This window comes from Halobacteriovorax sp. HFRX-2_2 (genome assembly GCF_043196705.1).
GTDB lineage: Bacteria > Bdellovibrionota > Bacteriovoracia > Bacteriovoracales > Bacteriovoracaceae > Halobacteriovorax_A.
On the sequence record NZ_JBEBMT010000002.1, the window covers coordinates 12,816 to 35,567 of the forward strand.

At 36.2% G+C, this 22,752-nt stretch carries 20 protein-coding genes; 9 read left to right on the plus strand and 11 right to left on the minus strand.

Annotated features, from left to right (window positions below; genetic code table 11):
- Positions 1–51: 51 nt before the first annotated feature.
- Both tig and ABMA79_RS05250 read left to right on the plus strand, forming a co-directional pair.
- The gene (gene tig, locus ABMA79_RS05245; protein ID WP_393090863.1) at positions 52–1,332 is read left to right on the plus strand and encodes a trigger factor; all 1,281 of its coding nucleotides are present in this window, start codon (positions 52–54) and stop codon (positions 1,330–1,332) included.
- Between the two features lie 92 nt (positions 1,333–1,424).
- Complete coding sequence (locus ABMA79_RS05250; RefSeq protein ID WP_393090866.1) at positions 1,425–2,171, plus strand: hypothetical protein; 747 nt, start codon at positions 1,425–1,427, stop codon at positions 2,169–2,171.
- Between the two features lie 36 nt (positions 2,172–2,207).
- Here ABMA79_RS05250 and ABMA79_RS05255 read toward each other — a convergent pair whose 3' ends face one another.
- The 5 genes from ABMA79_RS05255 to hisC form a co-directional block, all read right to left on the minus strand.
- Positions 2,208–2,861 (minus strand): hypothetical protein, encoded by a 654-nt coding sequence (locus ABMA79_RS05255; protein WP_393090868.1) that lies wholly within the window; start codon positions 2,859–2,861, stop codon positions 2,208–2,210.
- Between the two features lie 133 nt (positions 2,862–2,994).
- Positions 2,995–3,624 (minus strand): flavin reductase family protein, encoded by a 630-nt coding sequence (locus ABMA79_RS05260; RefSeq protein WP_393090870.1) that lies wholly within the window; start codon positions 3,622–3,624, stop codon positions 2,995–2,997.
- A gap of 2 nt (positions 3,625–3,626) precedes the next feature.
- Positions 3,627–4,733, minus strand: coding sequence for a homogentisate 1,2-dioxygenase (locus tag ABMA79_RS05265; protein ID WP_393090873.1), 1,107 nt, complete (start codon positions 4,731–4,733; stop codon positions 3,627–3,629).
- On the minus strand, positions 4,733–5,737 hold the full coding sequence (locus ABMA79_RS05270) for a fumarylacetoacetate hydrolase family protein (protein WP_393090876.1): 1,005 nt from the start codon (positions 5,735–5,737) through the stop codon (positions 4,733–4,735). The genes ABMA79_RS05265 and ABMA79_RS05270 overlap by 1 nt, the downstream gene beginning before the upstream one ends.
- Positions 5,734–6,867, minus strand: a complete 1,134-nt coding sequence (gene hisC / locus ABMA79_RS05275; protein WP_393057108.1) for a histidinol-phosphate transaminase — start codon at positions 6,865–6,867, stop codon at positions 5,734–5,736. Before hisC ends, ABMA79_RS05270 begins: the two co-directional genes overlap by 4 nt.
- Before the next feature lie 126 nt (positions 6,868–6,993).
- On the opposite strand from hisC, the gene ABMA79_RS05280 reads away from it, so the two are divergent.
- Genes ABMA79_RS05280 through ABMA79_RS05295 form a run of 4 tightly spaced genes read left to right on the plus strand, consistent with a single transcriptional unit; the run spans position 6,994 to position 9,645 of the window.
- Positions 6,994–7,398 (plus strand): DUF309 domain-containing protein, encoded by a 405-nt coding sequence (locus ABMA79_RS05280; protein ID WP_392858063.1) that lies wholly within the window; start codon positions 6,994–6,996, stop codon positions 7,396–7,398.
- Positions 7,399–7,408: 10 nt separating this feature from the next.
- The gene (locus tag ABMA79_RS05285; protein WP_393090879.1) at positions 7,409–8,149 is read left to right on the plus strand and encodes an EI24 domain-containing protein; all 741 of its coding nucleotides are present in this window, start codon (positions 7,409–7,411) and stop codon (positions 8,147–8,149) included.
- Positions 8,124–9,056 carry a hypothetical protein gene (locus ABMA79_RS05290; RefSeq protein WP_393090882.1) on the plus strand — a complete coding sequence of 311 codons (933 nt, stop codon included), beginning with the start codon at positions 8,124–8,126 and terminating at the stop codon, positions 9,054–9,056. Before ABMA79_RS05285 ends, ABMA79_RS05290 begins: the two co-directional genes overlap by 26 nt.
- A 52-nt stretch (positions 9,057–9,108) precedes the next feature.
- Positions 9,109–9,645 (plus strand): GNAT family N-acetyltransferase, encoded by a 537-nt coding sequence (locus tag ABMA79_RS05295; protein ID WP_393090884.1) that lies wholly within the window; start codon positions 9,109–9,111, stop codon positions 9,643–9,645.
- A 32-nt stretch (positions 9,646–9,677) separates the two neighbouring features.
- Here the strand turns inward: ABMA79_RS05295 and ABMA79_RS05300 are convergent, their stop codons facing one another.
- The 5 genes from ABMA79_RS05300 to ABMA79_RS05320 all read right to left on the minus strand — a co-directional run bounded on the left by ABMA79_RS05300 (position 9,678) and on the right by ABMA79_RS05320 (position 18,208).
- A complete protein-coding gene (locus ABMA79_RS05300) occupies positions 9,678–12,344 on the minus strand; it encodes a valine--tRNA ligase (RefSeq protein WP_393090887.1) in 2,667 nt (888 codons plus the stop codon).
- Between the two features lie 121 nt (positions 12,345–12,465).
- A complete protein-coding gene (locus tag ABMA79_RS05305; protein ID WP_393090890.1) occupies positions 12,466–13,221 on the minus strand; it encodes a hypothetical protein in 756 nt (251 codons plus the stop codon).
- Complete coding sequence (locus ABMA79_RS05310; RefSeq protein WP_393090893.1) at positions 13,218–14,270, minus strand: hypothetical protein; 1,053 nt, start codon at positions 14,268–14,270, stop codon at positions 13,218–13,220. The genes ABMA79_RS05305 and ABMA79_RS05310 overlap by 4 nt, the downstream gene beginning before the upstream one ends.
- Positions 14,257–16,197 carry a hypothetical protein gene (locus ABMA79_RS05315; RefSeq protein ID WP_393090896.1) on the minus strand — a complete coding sequence of 647 codons (1,941 nt, stop codon included), beginning with the start codon at positions 16,195–16,197 and terminating at the stop codon, positions 14,257–14,259. Before ABMA79_RS05315 ends, ABMA79_RS05310 begins: the two co-directional genes overlap by 14 nt.
- The gene (locus tag ABMA79_RS05320) at positions 16,178–18,208 is read right to left on the minus strand and encodes a (Fe-S)-binding protein (RefSeq protein ID WP_392910695.1); all 2,031 of its coding nucleotides are present in this window, start codon (positions 18,206–18,208) and stop codon (positions 16,178–16,180) included. Before ABMA79_RS05320 ends, ABMA79_RS05315 begins: the two co-directional genes overlap by 20 nt.
- A 261-nt stretch (positions 18,209–18,469) precedes the next feature.
- On the opposite strand from ABMA79_RS05320, the gene ABMA79_RS05325 reads away from it, so the two are divergent.
- Positions 18,470–19,306, plus strand: a complete 837-nt coding sequence (locus tag ABMA79_RS05325) for a hypothetical protein (RefSeq protein ID WP_392858077.1) — start codon at positions 18,470–18,472, stop codon at positions 19,304–19,306.
- Here ABMA79_RS05325 and ABMA79_RS05330 read toward each other — a convergent pair.
- Positions 19,303–20,151 carry an Hsp33 family molecular chaperone HslO gene (locus ABMA79_RS05330; protein ID WP_392910693.1) on the minus strand — a complete coding sequence of 283 codons (849 nt, stop codon included), beginning with the start codon at positions 20,149–20,151 and terminating at the stop codon, positions 19,303–19,305. The two genes, ABMA79_RS05325 and ABMA79_RS05330, sit on opposite strands and share 4 nt — an antisense overlap.
- Positions 20,152–20,227: 76 nt before the next feature.
- On the opposite strand from ABMA79_RS05330, the gene ABMA79_RS05335 reads away from it, so the two are divergent.
- Positions 20,228–22,534 (plus strand): PD-(D/E)XK nuclease family protein, encoded by a 2,307-nt coding sequence (locus ABMA79_RS05335; RefSeq protein ID WP_393090898.1) that lies wholly within the window; start codon positions 20,228–20,230, stop codon positions 22,532–22,534.
- Positions 22,534–22,752: UvrD-helicase domain-containing protein (locus ABMA79_RS05340; protein WP_393090901.1), on the plus strand; the 219-nt coding region annotated here is incomplete at its 3' end. The genes ABMA79_RS05335 and ABMA79_RS05340, both read left to right, overlap by 1 nt.

The following is a 22,752-nucleotide window of genomic DNA, read 5'->3' on the forward strand; positions in this document are numbered from 1 at the left end:
TCGGCTATTCATAATGTTAATATTGTCGCATAGCGAAGTGAGGATTTATTCATGACTTATAAAGTAGAACAAGTTAATGACTGCACAAAAAAATTATCTTTTTCATTCGATAACCTAGATCTATCTGAGCAAATTACTGTTGCTCTTAAAGAGAAACAAAAATCAGTTTCAATCAAAGGTTTCAGAAAAGGTAAAGCGCCAATCGCTATGGTTGAAAAACTATACCGTCCACAAGTTGAAGGTGATGCTCTAAATCGTTTCGTTCAAAAGGAACTTTTTGAAGCAATCAATAAAGAAGATCTTAAAGTAGTTGGTTACCCTAACTTTGAAAATATGGATTACAAAGATGGAAAGTCTGTATCATTTGATGCTGTTGTTGAAATCTTCCCAACTGTAGAACTTAAAGATTTCTCAAAACTATCTTTCACAAAAGATACAGTTGAAGTAACTGAAGATGATGTTGAAAAAGTACGTAAGAACTACCTTGCTCCAAGAGCTGAAATGGTTGAAGCTGCTGAAGGTACAGCACTTGCTAACGGACTATTCGCTGTTATGAACTTCGAAGGTGAAAAAGCTGATGGTGAAAAGCCTGAAAATATGAAAGGTGAAGAATACCTATTAGAAATCGGTTCTGGTCAATTTATCCCAGGATTCGAAGAGCAAATGATTGGTATGAAAGCAGGTGAGAAGAAGACTCTAGAAGTTACTTTCCCATCTGAGTATCACGTAGAAGAACTTAAAGAAGCAAAAGTTAAGTTCCACGTTGAACTTCTTGAAATCAAAGAAAGAAAGCTTCCAGACTTTACTGATGAAGTAGCAAAAGAGCTAGGTTTTGAATCAGTAGAAGATTTCAAAGCGAAAACTCAAGAGAACCTAACTAAGCAAAACGAAAGACAAGCAGCTGAAAAGTTAAATCAAGAAATTCTTGAAAAACTAATCTCTGAAAATAGCTTTGATGTTCCATCAACTATGATTGCTCAACAAAAAGAGCACCTAAAGAACGATCTTGCAAACAACCTTAAGCAACAAGGTTTCACTGAAGATATGCTAGGTGAGTACTTTGAGAAGTGGGCAGGTGACTTAGACGAAAAAGCTCTTTTCCAAGTTAAGTCAGGACTAATTCTAGACCACCTTGCAAATAAGTACGAAGTTGAATCAACTGATGCAGACTTTGATGCAAAAATCGAAGAAAGCGCAAGCCTTTCTGGCCTAACTGCTGACCAAGTAAAAGAATTCTACACAAAAGATGAGCGTATGAAAGCAAACCTTATGTATGCAATCCGTGAAGAAAAAACTTTTGCAAAACTTCACTCAGAATTAAAAATTAAATAATACTAAGGGCCCGCTTTCTGCGGGCCTTTTTTTTCTTCTTTAAATTATCTTAAACTCCAATATAATTTAATAAATTAATTATTGGAGAGTTTATGAGATATCTTAGTTTCTTATTAGTACTAGTTACATTCGTAAGTTGCGCTCAGCTTGATTACAATATTCCTACTGCTCGTATGGATAGTCCTGAAACAACGGGTGGGTTAGGTAAGGTCGATGTCGCAGTAGGTGTTGCAAGCGGCTATGATGTCGATCTTGCTGAAGGCTATGACTTTATTATTAGTGGTACGACAACAGAGGAGTCTGTTAGTGGGCCTGAGCCTCTTTTAACATTTAAAGGTGATCTAGGGCTACTTCCAAGACTTGATATTGGACTTCAAACATATCCGGATACTTCTGACCTTTTAAAAATTAAGTATCAATTTATTGGTGGCGACAGAAGGACAGTCGGTCTCAAGATGTCTCTTCAGGGAGAGTTCGGCTTTGGCTATCACGAAGATGGCTCACTGAATACTGATTCGACTGTATATACAACAGATCTAAAAGCTAAGTCCCTAGGAGCTTCGCTTAATGTTGGTTATCGTGTAAGTCCTGCGATTCTATTCTATTTAAATACTGTTTTTATGGAATATAAAGTTGATGGTGTTCTTAAAGATGGTGCAACTGTATCTTATGATGGACAACAATCTCCTGAAGTTATTTTAGTGCTTCCTGGTGTGAGGTTTGATTTTGATGGGGCATATATTCAGATGGAGACAGGTTATTCATTTTTGAATTCTTCTTATGATGATAAGAACTCTGATGATTTCACTTATGGGCTAAGTTTAGGTTATATGTTTTAGATAAAGAAAAAGCCGCTTGAAGCGGCTTTTTTATTTTTAAATTTCATTCATTTCGTAAATTACTTCAAATCTTTTGCCTGTAAAGTCTGTCTTTACAATATTCTCTCCTTCGCAGAAGAGGTTGGATGCCGTTGCTTTGTATTTCTTCTTTGTATTTGCATCAATTGCATTTAGGGCCAGATCTACTTTACGACATTCTTTATTTCCAACTATTACTTTTGATACACTTTCAATATCCATGTAGCTTGAGCAATAGTAATCAAGATGAGGAGCATCTTTTGCAGAAGTTGTGCTATTAAATCTAATACTATCTAGATTCGTAATCCCTCTCATAAGAGTACGCCCAAACTTACTAATATCTTCATTTTTGTTATGGAATTGTTGATAGTCACCTTCGATAACATTTGAATAAAAATTTCCAGTCGCATATCCAGATTTGATAAAGTCTTTGTCACTTCTAATCTGTTCTTTTTTTGCTTCCCTTAACATTTCAAAACATTTATTAAAGCTTAGTTTTTCAGCTTCTCTCACTGAGGAACTTCCACTGCCACTTAGGATTGAAGAAAGTCCATTTCTTAAGTTGTTAGACTGAGAAGGTGAAAGGTTTAAATTTGCCGTTAGGTTATCAAATAGATCTGCTTGGGCCGTTGCACCTGTTAGGATCATAGCTGTTATCAGTAGTCTTTTCATAAATATTCCTCTTCTTTATTAATGTGTGTTCGAGGAAATATTAGCGAAAAATGGCCGTGAGATGGGCAAAAATGGAAAATTTACTAGGGGTGTATAGATAGTATTCAAGCCCCTAAGGGCCTGAAATTATTGATTATTTTTGAATTTGTGCCTTCATGAGACGCTCGATTTGAACCCTGTGATCACAGACAATCCAGTCATTTCCTGCGCCTCTTCCAATTGGGGCATATTTATCTTGATCGATTCTACCGCTATCAAGCAGTTCGTCTTCCACGTGAACTCGAACAACTTCACCTGTCACAAAAGTACCTGTTCCAGGAACATCACCATAGCTTAATGTATCTCTAAGCTTACACTCAAAGTGGATTGGTGACTCTTTCATTCTCTTTGGTGTAACAATTTCAGAATCTAATTCTGTAAGTTTAGCAAAGTCGAATTCTGATTCTCCATGAGGAAGCTCTGTTGAGCAGAGGTTAACTTTTTCGTAGTTGTGTTGAGTTACAAAGTTTACGACGAATTCTTTTTGACGAAGAATATTTTTAAGAGTGTCTTTTTGTTCCCCATCGCTTGAACGAATCATTGGAGTGAAGCCGATGATCATTGGGTTTGCACTTACCACAGTAAAAAATGAGAAAGGTGCAATATTACTTGTACCATCTTCATTAACAGTTGAAACAACTGCGATTGGTCTAGGAATAACTGATCCGATTAATAGTTTATAATTGTCTTTAAAATCTTGTTTTGTTGTATCAAAAATTGCCATAATTACATCCAGCTTTTCCAGTAGTCTTTGTTTTCATTTTCTTCAAACCATTTAGTTGGTTTTAAAGGATAGCGAGTATCAACCATGACAGCGTACTCATCCGTGTATAATTTGTCTTCACCTGCTTCAAAGGCTTTTGGGTGTGGCCCATGGTGAACACCTTGAGGGTGAAAAGTTAAAGCTCCTGCATCGATATTATCACGAGAGAAGAAATTCCCTTGGTGATAGAAAAGAACCTCATCAAAATCAATATTTGAATGGTAGAAAGGAACTTTTAAAACCTTGTGCTTCTTATCCTCAAGAGGTCTTTCAACAAAAGAACAAACAACGAAGTTTCTTGCTACAAAAGTTGTGTGTCCTGATGGTGGAATATGATAACGGTGGCTCATGATTGGACAGATATCATAAATTGAAATCTTCCATGGATAGACAGAGCCTTTCCAGCCTTTAGCTGTTAGAGGATTAAATGGATAGGTGATTGTTGTGATTTCTCCAAGTCTTTTTACTCTTACATCATACTGTTGCCAGTCTTGATCACTGCCAAGAGCTGCTTCAGGTGTGAACTTTACTGTTTGATCATAAAGAGCATTAGGCCCAAGAAGCCCACGTGAAGGTTCTTCAAATTCAGAGTTCGATTCGACTTGAAAGAACTTTGCAGCTTGTGAAATCTTCACTGTATAAGTTGTTCCACGAGGTATCAGGATGTAGTCACCTTTTACAAATGGTACATGGCCATAGATTGTTTCAAAAGTACCACTACCTTCATGAACAAAATAGAGCTCATCAAAGTCAGCATTTCTTAAAAAATAATCTAGTGACTTTGTTAATGTACCAAGACTAAGCTCACAATCATTATTCGTTAAGATTGTACGGAAGTCATCTTGCAGGTCTTTATGACTAAAAAGAGATGGAAGGTTCTTTGGTTTTAAATCTCCCGAAATATTAGTCCAGTTAACCGGTGGCTGTGTATGATAAAGCTGACTAACACGACCGAAGAAACCATTGCGTCCATGTTCTTCTTCGTATAGACCTTCTGGGATATCAACGTGAGCTTGCTTTGTATAAACACCACTTGCTTTAAAGCTTTCCATTTTATTATCCGTTGCCATTATTTAGTCCCTCTTTTTGGTCCTATTTTATTAGTTAGTTTTCCAATACCTTCTACCTCAAGAGTGATTTCGTCTCCAGGCTTTAACCATCTATCAATCTCAAGACCACAGCCTGTGCCAACAGTTCCTGAACCAAAAAGGTCTCCAGATAAGACCCATTCATCTTGAGAGACGTGAGCAATCATTTGGGCCCAGCTATAGTGAGAGTCTCCAGAGAATCCTTCTGACCACTTTTCACCATTTACTGTTGCCGTCATTTTTAGATTTGGCTCCTTAAAATCGAATTCATCAAAAGTTGTAATAACTGGTCCAATCACTGAACAAAAATCTTTCCCTTTTGCAGGGCCTAGACGGACGGCCATTTCTTTCTTTTGAATATCGCGAGCAGAAATATCATTTAGGATTGTAAATCCAAAGATATGATCTTTTGCATCTTCTTCGCGGATATTAATTCCATCTTTTGCAATAACCATTCCTAGCTCTAGCTCGTAGTCGAGAATATTTGTGTAGTGTGGCCATAGAACTTCTTGGTTATGTCCAATGAATCCATGAGTTGGCCCTTTGTAGTAAGCCGGGATTTCATACCAAGCTTCCGGAATTGGCTCATTTCTTTTTTTGAAACCAGCAGCGACATGTTTTTCATGTGCGTAGAAGTCGCGGTAGTTTGGGATTTTATCAATTGGTGCTTTTAGATTAATCTCATCAGATTTAAATGCGATTGGTGTACCATCTCTAAGAGTAAGGTCACCAACTTTTTCTAAAAATAGGTAAAGGCCATAACATTCACCTAGGAAGTCGATAGGATCATCTTTCGTTTGTAAAATTTCTAAAAGAGATGGAGGGCAAGTATGGTTTGCTCTTTGCCAAAAGTTAAAATAACCTTCTCTTTCATAATCACATGCCCAAACATTATTAGGGTCAATTACGAGTCCATTATCTAATAGGATACCTAGACGAGGCTCTGGGCGATGAGTTCCATGATTTACATATTGGCAAATTTTCATGCAAGTTCCTTTCTAAATCTTTTGTTATATGCTGGTAGGATGCGATCGAAAGCTTCATAGAAGTGATACATTTCATCCTTCGTTCCAATACTGATACGAACAAATTCTGGCATCTCGTTAGCAACAAGTTTTCTAATAATGACACCTTCATTAAGAAGCTCTTCAAACATGAAGTCACTTGCTTCACTACTACCTGTTTTAATTGTAACGAAATTTGTCACTGATTTTATTGGAGCAAAATGTCTCGCTGTTAAATACTCCATAAGCTCATCATAGCGCTTACGATTATTTCTAAGTGTGCGCTCAAGGTGTGGCCTATCTTCAAGAGCACCTACAGCTCCTAGTTGTCCAATTAGATTTGGTTCAAAAGGTAGCTTTACTCTTGTAAGGTAGCCGATTAATTCAGGGTGACCAAAGCCATAGCCGACACGGATTCCTGAAAGCCCATAGGCCTTAGAGAATGTTCTAAGTGTAAGAACATTGTCATAGCGGTAATTCATCGAATCTGGGTAATCATCAAACTCTTGAGCAAATTCAAAATAAGCTTCATCTAGAATGACAAGAACATGAGGAGGTACGAACTTCATAAGGTAATCGAACTCTTCTTTTGTAATATAAGTTCCTGTTGGATTATTAGGATTCGCAATATAAATGATCTTAGTTTTATCAGAGATATTTTCTGCAAGTGCTTTTACATCGAAACGGTAGTCTTCTGTTAGTGGAACTTTATTAAGTTTTGCTCCAACACTTCTGGCAAGAATATAGAAGCCAATGAAAGTATTGTCACAAGTTAGAACTTCATCATCTGGCTTAAGGAAGGCGCGAGCAATATAGGCCATGATTCCTTCTGAACCATTTCCAAGAATAATATTATCTAGTTGTAGGTCATACATCTTTGCTAGTTTTGATTTTAGCGCATAGGCATGCATATCTGGATAGCGGTGGAGATCCCAAAGTCCACGAGTCATTTCACGAATAGCATATGGAGATGGCCCAAGTGGGTTTTCATTCGAAGCTAGTTTAGAAACTCTTGTTAGTCCCTTTTCTCTAACGACTTCATCGATTGGTTTACCTGCTTGGTAAACTTGTAGATTTTTTAAGTACTCTGGTACGAGATCTTTATGATGCATCACTCTTCCTGTTTCATATTTTAGTTAATTTAAATTTGAGAAATTCTATCGTTTTTAAGGCCGATTGAATAGTTTTGGTCATTGCATCATGTCTATGAGAATGAGATGAATTAGACTTACACTATTATGAATGATTATCACTTTGGACAATTTACTACTGAGCATCTTGAACTCATCCAAGAGGGGCTTAACTTATTTAATACAGGTCATTACTGGATGTGTCATGAGGTCGTTGAGGACCTTTGGATGGATGCCATAGGAGACAATGCGCGTTATGTGTATTGGGTTGTGATTCAACTGGCAACTGCTCTTTACCACCATGAAGATGACAATCTTAATGGAGCGAGTGGGATGGTCAATAAGGCCAAAGGTAAAATTGACTTCATTGAAAAAAATCATGTGGAGTCGGATATAATGGATAGATACTTAGACTGGCAGAATTTGAAAAGTATTGTGAAGTCCATTCCGGCGAAACCGACTTTAAGAGACTTTTCAAAATTGAAAACTTTTAAATTCCCAGTTCAAAATTAATGGAGTCAAAATGATAGGAAAACTTCCATATTTCTTTTTTCGTTCAATGAATATTCTTAAATCAGATAAGAAAATTATCTTAATCGCTCTTTGTCCGGTTTTAATTGGTTTTATTCTTTATTACTCATTAGGGCACTATGCCTTTAGTGAAGTCTCAACATGGGGACATGGTTATATCAACGAAAAGTATCCAGATCAGGGGTGGGTTAGCACTGTCTTTTCTGGAGTTTTAATTATTCTTCTAGGAGTCATTATCAACTGGACATTTTTTATTGTGGTCTCAGTTATTGCCTCTCCTTTTAATGATATGCTCAGTTCACGAGTTGAGATGATTTATAAATTACAAAAAGAAACAAGTGATACTCTTGCCCAGACATTAAAGAGGCTACCAAGTATCCTCATGAATGAACTTAAAAAGATTGGTGTGATTGTTGTTTTATCAATTATCAATATTGGTATTGGGTTTTTCTTCCCGCCTATTACATTTGTTCTAGGTGGACTAATTCTTGCGATTTCATTTATTGATTATTCTTGGTCAAGAAATAACCTAACCTTTTCAGAGTGTGTAGGGGATGTAAAATCAGGCTTTCTTCCTTATTTACTAGGGGGAGTTGGTTTTATGATTCTTATTTCAATACCTTTACTAAATCTATTCTTTCTTCCACTTGCTGTTGTTTTCTTTACAGTAATTTATTGTGAATTAAGAGTTAAGGAGAGGAATCCAAGTGAAGAAGTTCCTACTCAGGGTTAAAGGTGATGAAGCTGAAATCGCTTCAATCCTACCTGTAGTAAATGCCATTCTTAAAGAGCATGAGGACAATCAGGTTGCAATTGTTTATACCGATGCAACTCGAATTGATGACTTTTGGTTACCTGAAAGATGTTGGGCCTATTCGATTTCAAAGAAAGAAACGGAGTCAATGTTTGCGGCACATAAGTTTGCAGCAAACCTACACGAAGTTTTTAATACTGATTACTATATTGATTATGTGAATGATATGTACTCGGCAGTTCTTGGGTTAGCTTTTAGAGCAAATGTGAAGATCGGTTTACAAGGTGGACCAAAAAGTTTCTTTTATCAAGTATCTTTACCAGAGTATAGTGGAGAGTACTTAGATGAAAAGAAAGTTAGTGCTTTAAAGGCAGTGGAAGGGAACTTCAAAGATGCGAATATTGACCATGCCTTCACTCATAAGAAAATCTCAAATATATTTATCAATTATCCACATAAGTATGATGTTGAATTTGTAGAAAGGATGAACTTTCTAGCGGAATGTTTACCGACTTTGAAACTTCATGGTTATATTCCAAGTGAAGCAGTAGAGAGTTATGATGGGGTAAAGGTAAGTAAAAGAATTAGTTTATTTAGTGAATCTTCAAATATTCTCCGTCGTCGTATTGATGAGTTTGATGTTGTTATAACAAAGTCGCTAGCAACCGCACAAATGGGCCGTAACCGTGGCCAGGTAGTCTTCTTAGTAGGTGATGAAGAGCTGACTATTCCTGAATGGAAGCATATGCCTGAGACAATTGGTCGTCTTTGTTTTAGTGGAGCAACGCTTTTAGCATACGGAATTAGCGAGTTAATTCAGCTAAAAACTTTTCCGGATTTAGAAGACTATATAGTTAATTATCAGTCACTTAGACTCGTTCCATAGCTCTAGAAAAGACTTGTTTGCGAGGCCGGCATAATATTGCTAAAATATTTCTATGGTGGCCGCAAAAGATCTCACATTTGCACCTTTTGAAATCGTTCCTGTGGAAGTGGACGATATCAAGTCATTGGCCAGGATCTATGTTGATTGCTTTTGGGAAAATTACAAAGGCATTCTCTCTAAAGATTATCTCTACTCATTAAAGTATTCAGATGTACAACAAGGATGGGAAAGAAAAATTCCCCGCAGGCCCACCGAAGGTGGAACTCTCGTCTTTCACGCACCAGATGGTGATGTAGTTGGCTTTATCGATTATGGGCCAGCTCGTGAACATGAGCACGGTATACCTGGTGAAATCTACGATTTTTATATTTTAAAAAAGTATCAGAAGTCCGGTATGGGACAAAAGCTATTTGAAGCTGCAATAAAAGACTTTAAAAATCGAGGATATGATTGTTTTTATCTTTGTACTTTTAAGGATAATCCTTCAAAAGGGTTCTTTATTAAAAATGAAGGAAAGGTTTTAAAGGAATCTCCCTTCGAATTTAATGGGGAGATCTATCAAGAAGAATATTTTTATTTTGAGATATAAAAAAGGCCCTTGTTGAAAGGGCCTTACTTTTTTTATGATTTGAATTGTTCGATTTGTTCTTTAAGTGAGTTTAGTTTTTCTTCAAAGTCACTTGCTTTTTGTCTTACTTCAACAACAACTTCTTCAGGCGCGTTTGCCATGAATTTTTCGTTATTAAGTTTTTTTCCAATCTTATCAAACTCTTTTTGAGTTTTATCAAAGTCTTTCTCTAGGCGCTTAATTTGTGCATCAAGATCAATCACGCCATCAAGTTTTAAGAAGATATCAGTGTGAGTCGTTGCCTTCATGATACACTTCTTAGGGTTCTCACTAGACTTTGCTGCAATTGCTACATCTTTTGCACGAGCTAGATCTTGCATACCTGCCATATTATCCGCAAAGTAAGAAGATGCTTCTTCATCGTCAGTTAGAAGAACTACCTCAACTTCATCCTTAGGTTTGATATTTACTGATTGTCTTAGGAAGCGAATTCCTGAAACAACCTCAATAAATTTATTCATCTTAACTTGCTCACTTGGGTAGTTAAGAGCAGCATCGTACTCAGGGTAGTCTGCTGAGATTAATAGGTCTTCACTATCTTCTTTTAAGTAACCCCAAAGCTCTTCTGTGATGAAAGGAGTTATTGGGTGGAGAAGGGCCGTGATTTTTCTAAAACAATATTTAAGAACTGTTGCTCTTTGTATTTTAGATGCTTCGTCTTCACCGTTAAGAGTATTCTTTGAAAGTTCGATAAACCAAGAACAGAACTTATCGTAAACAAAAGAGTAAACTTCAGAACAAGCATCATCGTAGCGGAAAGCATCGAGGGACTCATTGACAACTTTTGTTGCATCGTTAAGCTCCGATAGAATCCATTTCTCTTGATCATCAAGGTTAGTTGGAAGTTCTTTTTGAGCAAGGTCTAAGAATGGAGAGATGAAACGGAAAGCGTTCCAAATCTTATTAATGAAGTTTCTGTAACCAGCAATTCTTTCTGGGTCGAGGTTGATGGCACGGTTGTAACCTGAACCAGCAGCAAGAGTGAAGCGGAAAGCATCTGCTCCGTATTGCTCAACCATCTCAAGTGGATCAATTCCGTTACCTAGAGATTTACTCATCTTGCGACCTAGCTTATCTCTAACGATTGCGTGGATATAAACCTTATCGAATGGAACTTGGTTCGAAAACTTAGTTCCCATCATCATCATTCTAGCAACCCAGAAGAAGATAATATCAAAACCAGTGATTAAAACTGAAGTTGGATAGAACTTATCAAAACCGCGCTCTTCCATTCTTTGCTCATTTGGCCAACCAAGTGTCGACATTGGCCATAGACCTGAAGAGAACCATGTATCAAGAACGTCTGGATCTTGTGTGTAATCTTTTGCACTACACTTTGGACATGATTCAGGCTCAAGAGCTTCATCGGCCCATTGGTGTTCACATGAAGTACATGTGAATACTGGAATTCTGTGTCCCCATAAAAGTTGACGAGAAACACACCAGTTCTTTGGCTCGCGAAGCCAAGCGAAGTAAGTATTCTCCCATCCTTTTGGATAGAAACGAGTTGTATCATCTTCCACTTTTGCAACAGCTTCAGCTGCCATATCGTGAACATTTACAAACCATTGCTTTGAGATCATTGGTTCAATAACAACACCTGATCTCTCACCGTGACCAACTTGGTGCACGTGCTTTTCTTCTTTAACGAATAGTTCAAGCTCTTTAAGCTTTTCAATAACACCCTTACGAGCTTTCTTACAAGGTAGGCCTTGCCACTCAAGACCGTGCTCATTTAGAGTTCCATCTAGATTAAGGATATTGATGATTTCAAGATTATGTCTCTTTCCAATTTCAAAGTCATTGAAGTCGTGACCTGGAGTAACTTTTAGGCAACCAGTTCCTTTTTCAATATCAACGTGTTCGTCACCAACAATTGGAACTTCACGGTTACAAAGTGGAACGATTGCTTTCTTACCAATTAGGTGAGCAAATCTTTCATCGTTTGGATTAACTGCAACGGCCGTATCACCAAGAAGTGTCTCAGGTCTAGTTGTTGCAACTTCTAATTTAATATCACTATCTTTAACAGAGTAGAGGATATGGTAGAAGGCACCATTAACTTCTTTGTGATCAACTTCTGCATCTGAGATTGCCGATTGAAGTTTTGGGTCCCAGTTAACAATATAGTCCGATTGGTAAATTAGACCTTCATTATAAAGAGTTACGAAAGCGCGTCGAACGGCCTCGTTTGCTTCAGGGTCCATCGTGAACATTGAGTAATCCCAATCACAACTTGCACCCATTACTCTTTGTTGGTTAGCGATAACACCACCATATTGCTCTTTCCACTCCCAGATCTTCTTTAGAAAATCTTCACGAGAGTAGTCGTGCTTAGTTTTCTTTTCTTCATTCCAGATTAGCTCTTCAACTTTTGATTGAGTTGCAATACCTGCGTGATCCATTCCTGGAAGGAATAAGGTTTCATAACCTTTCATTCTTTTAAAACGAATAAGGGCATCTTGAGTTGTGATATCAAGTGCGTGACCTGCGTGAAGAATTCCTGTGACGTTTGGAGGTGGCATGATGACGCAAAAAGACTCACCAGTCTTTCCTGCTTTAGGAGTAAAATACTTTTCATTTTCCCATTTCTGGTACCACTTCTTTTCTACATCATTAGAGCTATATGTTTTAGGTAGCTCATCGAAATTTTTTGTCACAATTTCTTCCTTTTTTCGATTTAACTAATTGAAATTATATATCATAGGATACACGTTATTTCTTTTAAAAATAGATGGGTAAATAGTTGAAATCCCCAAAAAGTACACGCCACCTTTAACGTTACTCCCAGTTTTCGACGGGCTCTGGCAGCTCTTGAGGGGCCTTGTAATCAGGGTCTTTGTCGGGCGCGTTATTAAAGAGAAGCTTATCAACTTGTCTTCTGGCCTTGATCAGATCAATGTCATTTATCGAGATATAAGAGATATCATTATCTTTTTTGTAAGTTGCGGCCGTAATGCTTAAATTACGATTTAGCGAGTTGAGAATTTCTAGGTTTGTCTTTAATAGTGTTGCATTACGAACAGAGCTTGGCTTTCTTAGCGTATCAATCCAATATTGTAGATAGCTGATTCGGTTCATGAAGGCCTTTAACTCTGGTGAAACTTTTAAATCTCTATTCTTAATATAGGCGTTGTACTCTCTTAAATTTCTATTTGTTAATAACTCACCAATATCTTTTAAAATCTTCGCAGATATTGTTTTTGAAAACGGAAGATTAACTTCGATGGATTTAATATTCTGATCAAGCTCGTTGTAGAGTGCTTGAGAAATATTTACGTGTTCATACTGCTTATTTAACTTTGTATTTAAAATGGAATTTAGAATCATTAGCTCGATAAAATCATTATCAAGTGGTGAGGTCAGATTCTTACTAAGGCCTATAATATATTCTTGGTTTATCTTACTATTGAGATAAAGCTCTGTTACTAAATTCTTAAGCATCGGACTAAGGCTTGGTGAAAACTTTAGCTCTTGTTGTGTTGGTTCAGATGCAAAAATTTTGAATGTGATAAGTAATATGATTAGTAATCTCATAGTTTTGACTTAATCTCTTTATTGATACTAAATTTCCCTTCTTTATTCTTTAACAAGTAGATCTTGTCCTTATAAGGAACTAAGATTGATTTATTATGAAGAACAATATTTGAAATATAGTTCAAATCAGTTCTTTGGTAGAGCTTCTTATCTTCTAGGTTGAAAGAGACAATCTCTCTTTGATTAAAGAGATTAGAGTTCTCACTTTTTAACGTCAGAATAAAAAATAACTCATTATTTAAAATATTTAAATTAAAGGCCGGTCCAGATTGCATGTTAATGAGTGGAGTTCTTTTCGTAAAATCAACTCTTCCTTTTTCTAACTCTGTTAAATCCATATATGGATTTTGACCACCAGATGACTCAAGGATAAATACTTTCTTGTCGGAACTGGCGAGGCTGACAACCTTATTCGCCTTATCAAACTGATGAAGAAGATATTTCTTCTTAGAACGATTATTAAAGATATTAAGATTGATTTTGAATTCTTGACTCTTATCTGTGTAATAGATGAGACTATCATCAAAAATTTCTACTTCACTCTGGTGAAGTATGTCTTTTGTTACTAGTGGAATTGAGAAGCGATCGAGATTGTTCTTTATATTTACGACCTCAAGAAATAGCTTACTTTCGTCTTCTTTTGTGTAAGAGATATAATTACTTTTATGATGGAATTTGGGATAGCTACCTTTTCCAACGAAGTCTAATTGATTCTTTTTGATATGATAAAAATATATTTCTGATTCAGAGATGTATGAAAAGTCTTTGTAGTGTCCACCTTTAACGCTAATTATATAGAGATCATCAGATGCCTTGATGACATCAAATTCGCTATCAGTCTTCTTTTCTAAAACAGTGTTGGCGCGATTCTTTGCTGAGTAGGCTATTGCATTCTTTCCTTTTAAGTAGAAAGTAATCCCATTTAAATCGTCATATTTTAGATTGTGAACATTTTGTCTCGTGGATAATTCAAGTAGTGCTGACTTTGAAAGCACGCTTGTCGCAAGAAGTGATGAAATAATGATTTTTGTAAATTTAGTAAAGGCCATATAACTCCCAATTCTTCAAAGGGCTCAATGTTGAGTACCTGGAAAGAGCTGTAAAGGCATTCGCCCACAATACGGAGCGAGGGGAATTAATATCATCCATGGCACTTCTAAAGCTTAAATAAGTATTGTTATTAATCTCTTTGTATCCATCAATAATAAATGGCATTGGTGTACAAATTCCAATCTTTCTTAGTTGGTAATGAGAAGGGTAGATATCCTCTGCACATCCTTGGCCGTGAATAATTCCATTCTTTTTGTTATCTAAAAAGAATTTTAAAGAAGTAAGTGAATTAATTTCTTGTTCTTTAATATTCAAAACAGAAAGAATTCTGCTGTGAATATCAGCATCAGAAGAGTTGTACTTTGTCTTGAAGTAGTCAAAGGCAAGAGAGCCCTCACTCCAGATCTCAAGTGCCTTACGGTTATCAATCATCACATTGTATTTACAGCTCTCAGATCGACAGGCCAGCTCTTGAGGAACTATCCAGCACCCTGCCTTATATTTCAATCGAAGTGGATTGAATTGTTTTTTAGAAACTTGTTCACACTTGATTCGAGTTGAGACAATTTTAGTTTGGAATAGCGCATTTGCTACAACCATATTTAAAGCATTGTAATTCTCTTTTGAATTTCCAGGAATAAAAGGTAAGCACTTTTTCCCATTGTTAGAATTATAACAAATACGAAGTGGCCACTTATCTTCTTCATCTGACTCTAGGTATAGGCCATAGATCTTCTCATAAGATGGGAATACGCAATCTTTGCTCTTAATATCATTAGTTGCAAAATGCTTAATCACTCGTGAACCGTTTACGATAGCATAATTACCAATATTTCTTGGGCAGTCATTGAAGTTGTTCTTTAGTCTTGAGATTTTTAATGTTTCAGAAATCTCATGACAGCTAGGCATAGGGTAAAGTACCGACCCTGTTGCTGGCCCCTGAGTCATACAACGATTTGGTTCTTTTCGTAAAAGTGAAATACATTTTAGATAATCTAGGTCCTTCAAATTATCTTCTTCAGAACTCTTTGCTAAAATATTACGACAGCGGACTTCAATGTAATCAGGAGACTTTTGTTTATTTATAATTAGTGACCAAAAATCTTGCTTAGAATAGTTTTTACAAAATAACTCTTCACGACTTAAGTTACTGCAAAAGTTCTTAAAGTATAAAATGTCTCTGTCGCTAATCTCGTCAGTATAGGTCTTAGATTGTCGTCTTAGGGAGTTGATATAGCTTCGCTCTGAAATACTAAGGGAATTATCTCTTAGCTTTTGTGAGAGATTGTTTGCTAACTCAATTGTGTAGGGGGCACTACAGATATGATCAAGATTGATATTGCTCTTTAAATCCTTATATTGATCAAGACACTGAGTTTGATTCCTCGGAAATTTAGGAGTTAGTTTTTTGAATGTATCTTTTAAGAGTCCTTTTTCAAATAGGCGAGACTGCTTAAATGAGAGTCGACAATTGCTCTTATAATAATGCGCTAAGAAAGCATCAATTGGAACGAGGGCCGTTGAAGTCGAGCTTCCTGATGTAATCGTTGTTTCAACATTTAAAAGAGGTCGATTATTGATTCGAATAAGTCGATTTTTTAGCAGGGTATATATTGAGCACTTATTCACATGAAATAATTCAGTATAGTCTTGTTCACTATAAAGAATGATTGCATTTAATTGCCTCTTTGATAACTCAATGCTTTCTTCATCTTTAAAATTTTGTCTAAAAGTTACCTTGTCACTTGGTGGATTGAGGATTTTCTCATTAACTTCATTTTGAAAAGCATTTAACTTTTCTTCAAATGTTTCTAATAGACTGGTTTGATTTTCTTGAGTAGTTTGGGCGAGTATTTGATTTTGAAAAAAGCTAGGCCCAGCTAGAACTGAGCCTAGTATAATTGATTTAATCGATAGTTTTTGCAAGGATTGAAGCAACGTCTTCAATCTCAAGGTTTTCTGTACCTGTTTTTTCGCTAATTCCACCCTTAAAGTTTATCATACAGAAAGAGCAGGCCGTAGCTAATTTATCAACTTTCTTTTCACCTACATGCTCAAGGCGTCCAGCAGCTAAATCAGTACCAGCTTCAACTTCGTACCACATATTTCCACCGCCCATTCCGCAGCATAGGGCAGTATCTTCTTTCTTATCCATTTCTTTGATCTCAACACCAGCTGCCTGAAGAATTTCTCTAGGAGCATTGTATTCACCGTGGTGACGACCTAGGTAACATGGATCGTGGAAAGTAAGATTTTCTTCGACTTTCTTTTCTGGCTTTAATTTTCCAGAACGTAGTAGGTCAGCAAGAAGTTCAGTGTGGTGAACTGTTGTAAAGTCACCATCATCAAATTTAGCATATTCCTTACCAATTGTATGAAGACAGTGTGGACAGTGTGTTACAACTTTATCAAAGTCGTATTGTCTCATATTAGCAATATTCTCAATCGCAATTTCAAAGAATGAGTACTCATCTCCAAAACGTCTGATTGGGTCACCATTACATTTTTCAGTTTTCCCCATAACAGCAAATGAAACACCTGCTTTCTTTAGAAGCTTAACCGTATCTTGAACAACTTTCTGGTTAGAAGCATCGTATGAACCGGCACAACCAACGTAGTAAAGGTAATCAACTTTCTTGCCTGCTTCAATTACTGGAACATCAAGGCCGTCTGCCCATTTGAAACGATCATCTTGAGAGATACCCCAAGGGTTTCCGTTAATTTGAACTTTTTGAACTGCTGTTGCTGCATCCGCTGGAATTTCACCAAGAGTAAGAGTCTTGTATCTCTTAGCACCCATAATGATATCAACGTGCTCAATATTTGCAGGACACTCTTCCATACAAGCACCACATGTCGTACATGAGTCCAGCTCGATTGAAGAGTAAGTTGTATTTTCCCAGAAGTCTGCATCAGTTTCACCCTTGGCCGCTGTTTCAAAAGCAAGGTCACGAGCTTTTGTAATGATCTTCTTAGGATCTAGAGGTCTCTCCGCAAGATTTGCAGGACATACTTGTGTACAACGTCCACACTCAACACATGCAAGAAGGTCTAGTTTGTTCTTAAGAGTAAGCTCTGAGATTTTACCAAGTCCAAAAGTTTCAGCTGTCTCATCTTCAAAATTCATTGGCTCAAGAACAGCACCACGTCTTGGTGGAGTAACTAGTGCAGCAAACGGAAGTACGAAGATATGTGAGAATTTTGTTGTTCCACATGCAGCAACAAATAACATTGTATTTGCCATGTGAACCATCCACATTCCACGGTAAGTGTATGCCCAAGTTTGTTCTGAAAGTGGGATTGCTGAAAAGATTGTCGCAAGGAACCAACCAACTGGAGACCATGTTGCTTCACCAACAGGCATTCCAGTTCCCATAATTCTAACACCTTCAATTAGGTATCCAAGAACAACAAGACAGATTAGCATAGCGTACATAAATAATTCTTGCTTTGGTCTCGTTGCTTGTAGGTAATCAGGCTTATCAATATATCTTCTTTTGTATGCAAGTCCGATACCTGCAAGAACCATAAGTCCTGCCATATCAGCTAGGAAAGAGATAACGATATAAACAGGTCCTTTATAAATTTTAAAAGGAGTATCTGCGTGAATGGCAACTAGGTCCGTGGCAATCCAAAGGATAACAAATCCCCAAAAGATTAGGCCGTGAAAAATTGCAACATTTCTAAAACGTGGAACTTTACCTGTTAGAAGCATTGTCTTAAAGAATGCTCCCCAGTTTAGTTTCTCTGGTAGAAGGTCTTTTAGGCCTTTGATGGCATCAACACCTTTCTTTCCAGTGATAAATTGAATTTTTTGATACAGGCCTTTGAACATAACAAAGACTGCTGCAAAAAATAGGATGTACATGACAACCTTAAACGAGAATGGAATATTCCAAAATATTTCTCGCGTGGCAGCATCAAGAGTTTGATTCATTTCTTCCCTCGCTTACTTTTTAAACGTGAATATTAATTTTAATAATTTCAATCTTATATATATGATAATATATCATAAGAATCCCTATTTAATGAGTCGGAAATTATGATGTACGATAAAAAAAACTTAATATTTTTATTACTTCTCGGAATATTTTTTTCATGTTCAAGAGTTAATACGATTAACTTAAAGAAACATTCGTTTAATAACTATCCACAAAATCTAATTTTTATTCAAATACCCGGTTTAAGCGAAGAGCACATGGGTTATTTGCATTTTAAAAACCTAAATTATACGGCCAAGACTGAGTTAGAAAATTTCGCGTGCTTTGGAAAAATGTGGTCATATAATATGATGACAATTACTCCAAGTGTTGAGGATCAATTACTGGCCCAAGTTAATGGTTACGGTTTGGCTAACCAAACATGTGATAAATACCAAAGAAAGAGCCTTTGGGATGTGTTTGTTAATTCTGGATATAGTAACTCGGTCATCTACCGAGGGAAGGCGCCGAACTTAGGAAAGATAAATAAGTGTAATGCAAACTTTTATCAAAATACTCGTTTATTCATTTCTGGAGCAAAAACTGTAAATGAAGCAAAGTCTTTTCACTTTCAAAAGTCAGGAGATTATAAGGTTGGTGAAATTTACAAAGACCAGTCTTGTCGCGGTAATAAGTGTTTCTCAAATACGATGAATCTCTTTGAACATATCTTTGATTCAATGAGTGATTCAAATCGTCGCTTTGTAAATATTGTTGATTACGATCTTTATGAAATTTTAAAAAGACAGGACGCAAAAGAATTTGCGAAATATATGTCATACCTAAATAACTTCTTAGTTCAGGTAAGAAAGAAGGTTAGTGCAACAAATGACTACTTGATTGTTGTAAGCTCAGTATCTCCAAAAGCTATTGATTGGCGCAGGGTAAATAAGAAGTGGAAGTCGATTCCAATTGCTTCAAATAAGAAATCACAACTGATGTCTCCTGTTTGGGCCGATGGTGCACTTGCTGAAAATTTTTGTGGGATCTATCTTGAGTCGGATTTAAACGGCCGCTTCTTCTGGAGATCAGAAGAAACGACTCTTCCGTTTTAGTGTAGATTTAAAATACTAGATACTTCTTCTTTTGTGATCAGGTATGCTGTTTTACAGTAATCACACTTCGTTTCAATTGAAGCATCATTATGAAATACATCAGCAAAACCACTCGAGCGTACAACTCCTGCTACTCCTGTGACCATGCGGTCTCTTGAGCAGTTACATTTAAATTTAATTTCTGTTGATTTCAGGAAATCAAAATCGAGTGCTTCAAAAACTTTTTGAATTTCATTATCTTCATTTAGAGCTTGTTTGAAAATATTATCGAAGTTCTCTTTGTTTTGCTTGATATAATCTTTTAAGCTTACAGACTCAACGACCTCTTCTTTATCAACATTTACTTCAGGAAGTTTTGTGACAAGCATAACCTGGTCACTGTCATCACTGATAATAACTTGAGATTTCATCTGATAAGATTTATCAAAGAAGTCATTCATAAGTTCTTTGATAGAGCGATTATCAACATTGATAATACTCGAATATGGAGTCTTGCTATATGGGAATTGTTTTGCTGTTCTAAGCTTGCCACTAATTTTTTCTGGCACGGCCGGAAGATCTTCTGGAAGAATTAGCGTTCTAAAAAAACCGGCCTGATTCATCTCTAGTTTAAAGCGAAAGTAAGGATTTTCTGAATCAATGAAGATTCCCATATTTTCTTGAGGCTTTAAAAAATTAATTATAGGAAGAATTGAAAGAGTACAATCTCTAAAGAATCCAAAACCCTGATTGTTGACACTGTGAATAAGTGCTAGATCATGGATAACTTTTTGACCTTCTAGAAAAGAAATTGCGAAGGTTTTCTCTTTATTAATGAAGTTGAATAGACGGCTTTCTTTAATCACAGTAAAATTCTCCTTGTAGGCGCTTTTGTATATATCGTTTTTTGCTTAAAGTGTCATTTAAAAAGGGTAATGTTACGTGTTAAACCTCTATTTATATAAAAATCATTTTGATGAGTTATTTGTAGAAAATGAAAATATTGCTAACTGGCAAATTATTTGTCCTTCGCCACAGCGTTCAGACTTGTATCGCGATTATCTTATTCGTAAAGGACATGGAAAGAATAGTGAAACCATCACAGTTGCTAAGTTTCTATCGGATCATATTAGTTTAACTGATGAACAAACTAAACTCTCAAAGTCTGAACTCATGGTTGACCTTTGGACATTTTGGAAATCTGCCGTCAATGATGATTATGAGAAGTTTCACTTTTGTTTTGAGCTATTCACCGAAGTTCGCTCATTTGACTTAAGTGGCGCTCTAATCGAAGAGTTGAGTCAGCTGGCCACTCTTGAAAAGGATTGTATTTCAGGTTTAATGAGATTTCATACATACCTTGAAACATTTCATATTGTTGATGAACAAAAGTCTTATCAATTAGTGAGTGAAAGCTTTAGGCCGCAAGAGGATGTGGGTTATATATTTATTGGTTTTGACCACCTTAATGCAAATCAGATTGATATGTTAAAAGGGATGGGGAAAGTGGCCAATGTTTTTGTCCCATTTGAGAAATCTGTTTTTAATCAATGTGATAATAAAATCTTTTGGCCGAATTGGATTGAGCTTGAACAAACAAAAGAGGCAGAAGAGTTAGAAGGGATAACTTGTGACTATATTTCAATCCCTTCCGGAAGAAGTGCTGAATATTTAAGTGATTTAATCTCAGGTGAAAAACAAATTTTAAGTTTTTCTAATGGTTTAGACTTAACTCAAGTGAACTCAATACTTCTTGCGCAAAAAAGGTTTAAAACTGACTTTGCACTATTCTTTACTAGTGTTGATCAACTTACTTCAAAAGTTCAAGAACAGCTTAATCTAAACAAAGGTCATCTAAGGGCAGAGGAACTAATTACTTTCCTAGATAAGCTTGCTCTTTCTCATATGAATGAAAAGGGCTTTATGCTCTTTAAAACGATTCTAGCTTTCAAGAAAGAAGTGATTAGCTTTAGCGAGAAGGCGACAGTAAATGAAAATATTTATAACGCTGACTTGAAGCTTTTAAAAGAAGTTCTAGGCTTAAATCTTCCAAGAACATCTGTCGTTAATATTTCAATGACTGATACCGGTACAATCGGAACAAGGGATAATTTATTAACTTTTGAGAATGCTGATCAACAATACCTTTATATTTCTAAAGATGACTTAGGTGCCTTAAGTTCTTCTCAAAGATTTTCAAATGACGTTCTTGTTATTTTTAGTGCGTTTGGCCCACTACAAAGTAAGAATCTTGATATTGTAATTTTAAGAAATCAGCTTAGGCGATTTATTAACAGTGGTGGAAATCTAATATTAGAAGAAGGCTTAACTCATGGGAGCTCGATAGCAGAAAACTTATTTGAGGGTGTTGAATTAATCCCGGAACACATGGACGGAAGTGAAAGAAAGAGTTTTGAAACGATTTATGGCCAAAAAGCTACTATCCCTGAAAAACTATCACCATCTTTTATTCAGACATATATTGATTGTCCAAAAAAGTGGCATCTAAAGTACGCACAACGTGTTGATCTCGATGTCTCTTCTTCAGCTTTTATTGATCGTCGCTACATTGGGACAATTAATCACAGTGTTATCGAGTCATATCTAGAACTACATAGTCATTATGATCGAGGAATACTTAAAGAGCTAATTTCTAATACCTTTAAACGATTTATTGATGAGAAGTCACTACTTCCCGAAAAAATTGATATTGAAAGCTTAAAGCTCTCTGTTGAATCTTACTGCAGTGGGATTATTTATAAACTACTAGAAATTAAAAATGAGACAAATGTAGAGTTCTTCTTTGAAAGAGATATCTCAAAAGTAAACGAAAGTTATAAGGGATCCATCGACTTAGTGATTAAAGATGGAAGTGATTATTATATTTATGACTTCAAGACATCTGGCGGAGCGGTTCCATCAAAAACAGATATTAATGAATTCAGAAAGATTCAGCTTCTTACCTATTTTGAAGCATGGGGAGTAGAACACCATTTAAAAGGTGGAGGTTACCTCTGTCTGGAAAATTTAAAGGATTCAATATTTGTAGGTGAAGAAAAGTTTTTTAATGAGTTTCATTCAAGAACAAATAGAATAGAGAATTATAAGAAAGAAGAGTTCAACGAGTTTATGAGTGAAACAATGGTTTCAATGAGAGGGGCGGAGTCATGGCCGGCAACTCCTCAAAACTCTAGTATATGTACCTTCTGTGTTGCAAATCCAATTTGCGCAAAAGGTGGAGATAAGTAATGGCCATTCAATTAAATTCAGAACAAGAAAAAGCAGTCATGCATAATGGTGGTGTACTTCTTAATGCTGGAGCAGGATCGGGAAAGACTAGAGTTATTATTGAACACTTAGCTTACTTAATTGAGAAGAAATATGATGCTCTTTTTGAAGCAGGTAATACTGATATTCTAGGTCAACTTAAGTCATACCTTTCTAAAATAGTGGTGATGACGTTTACA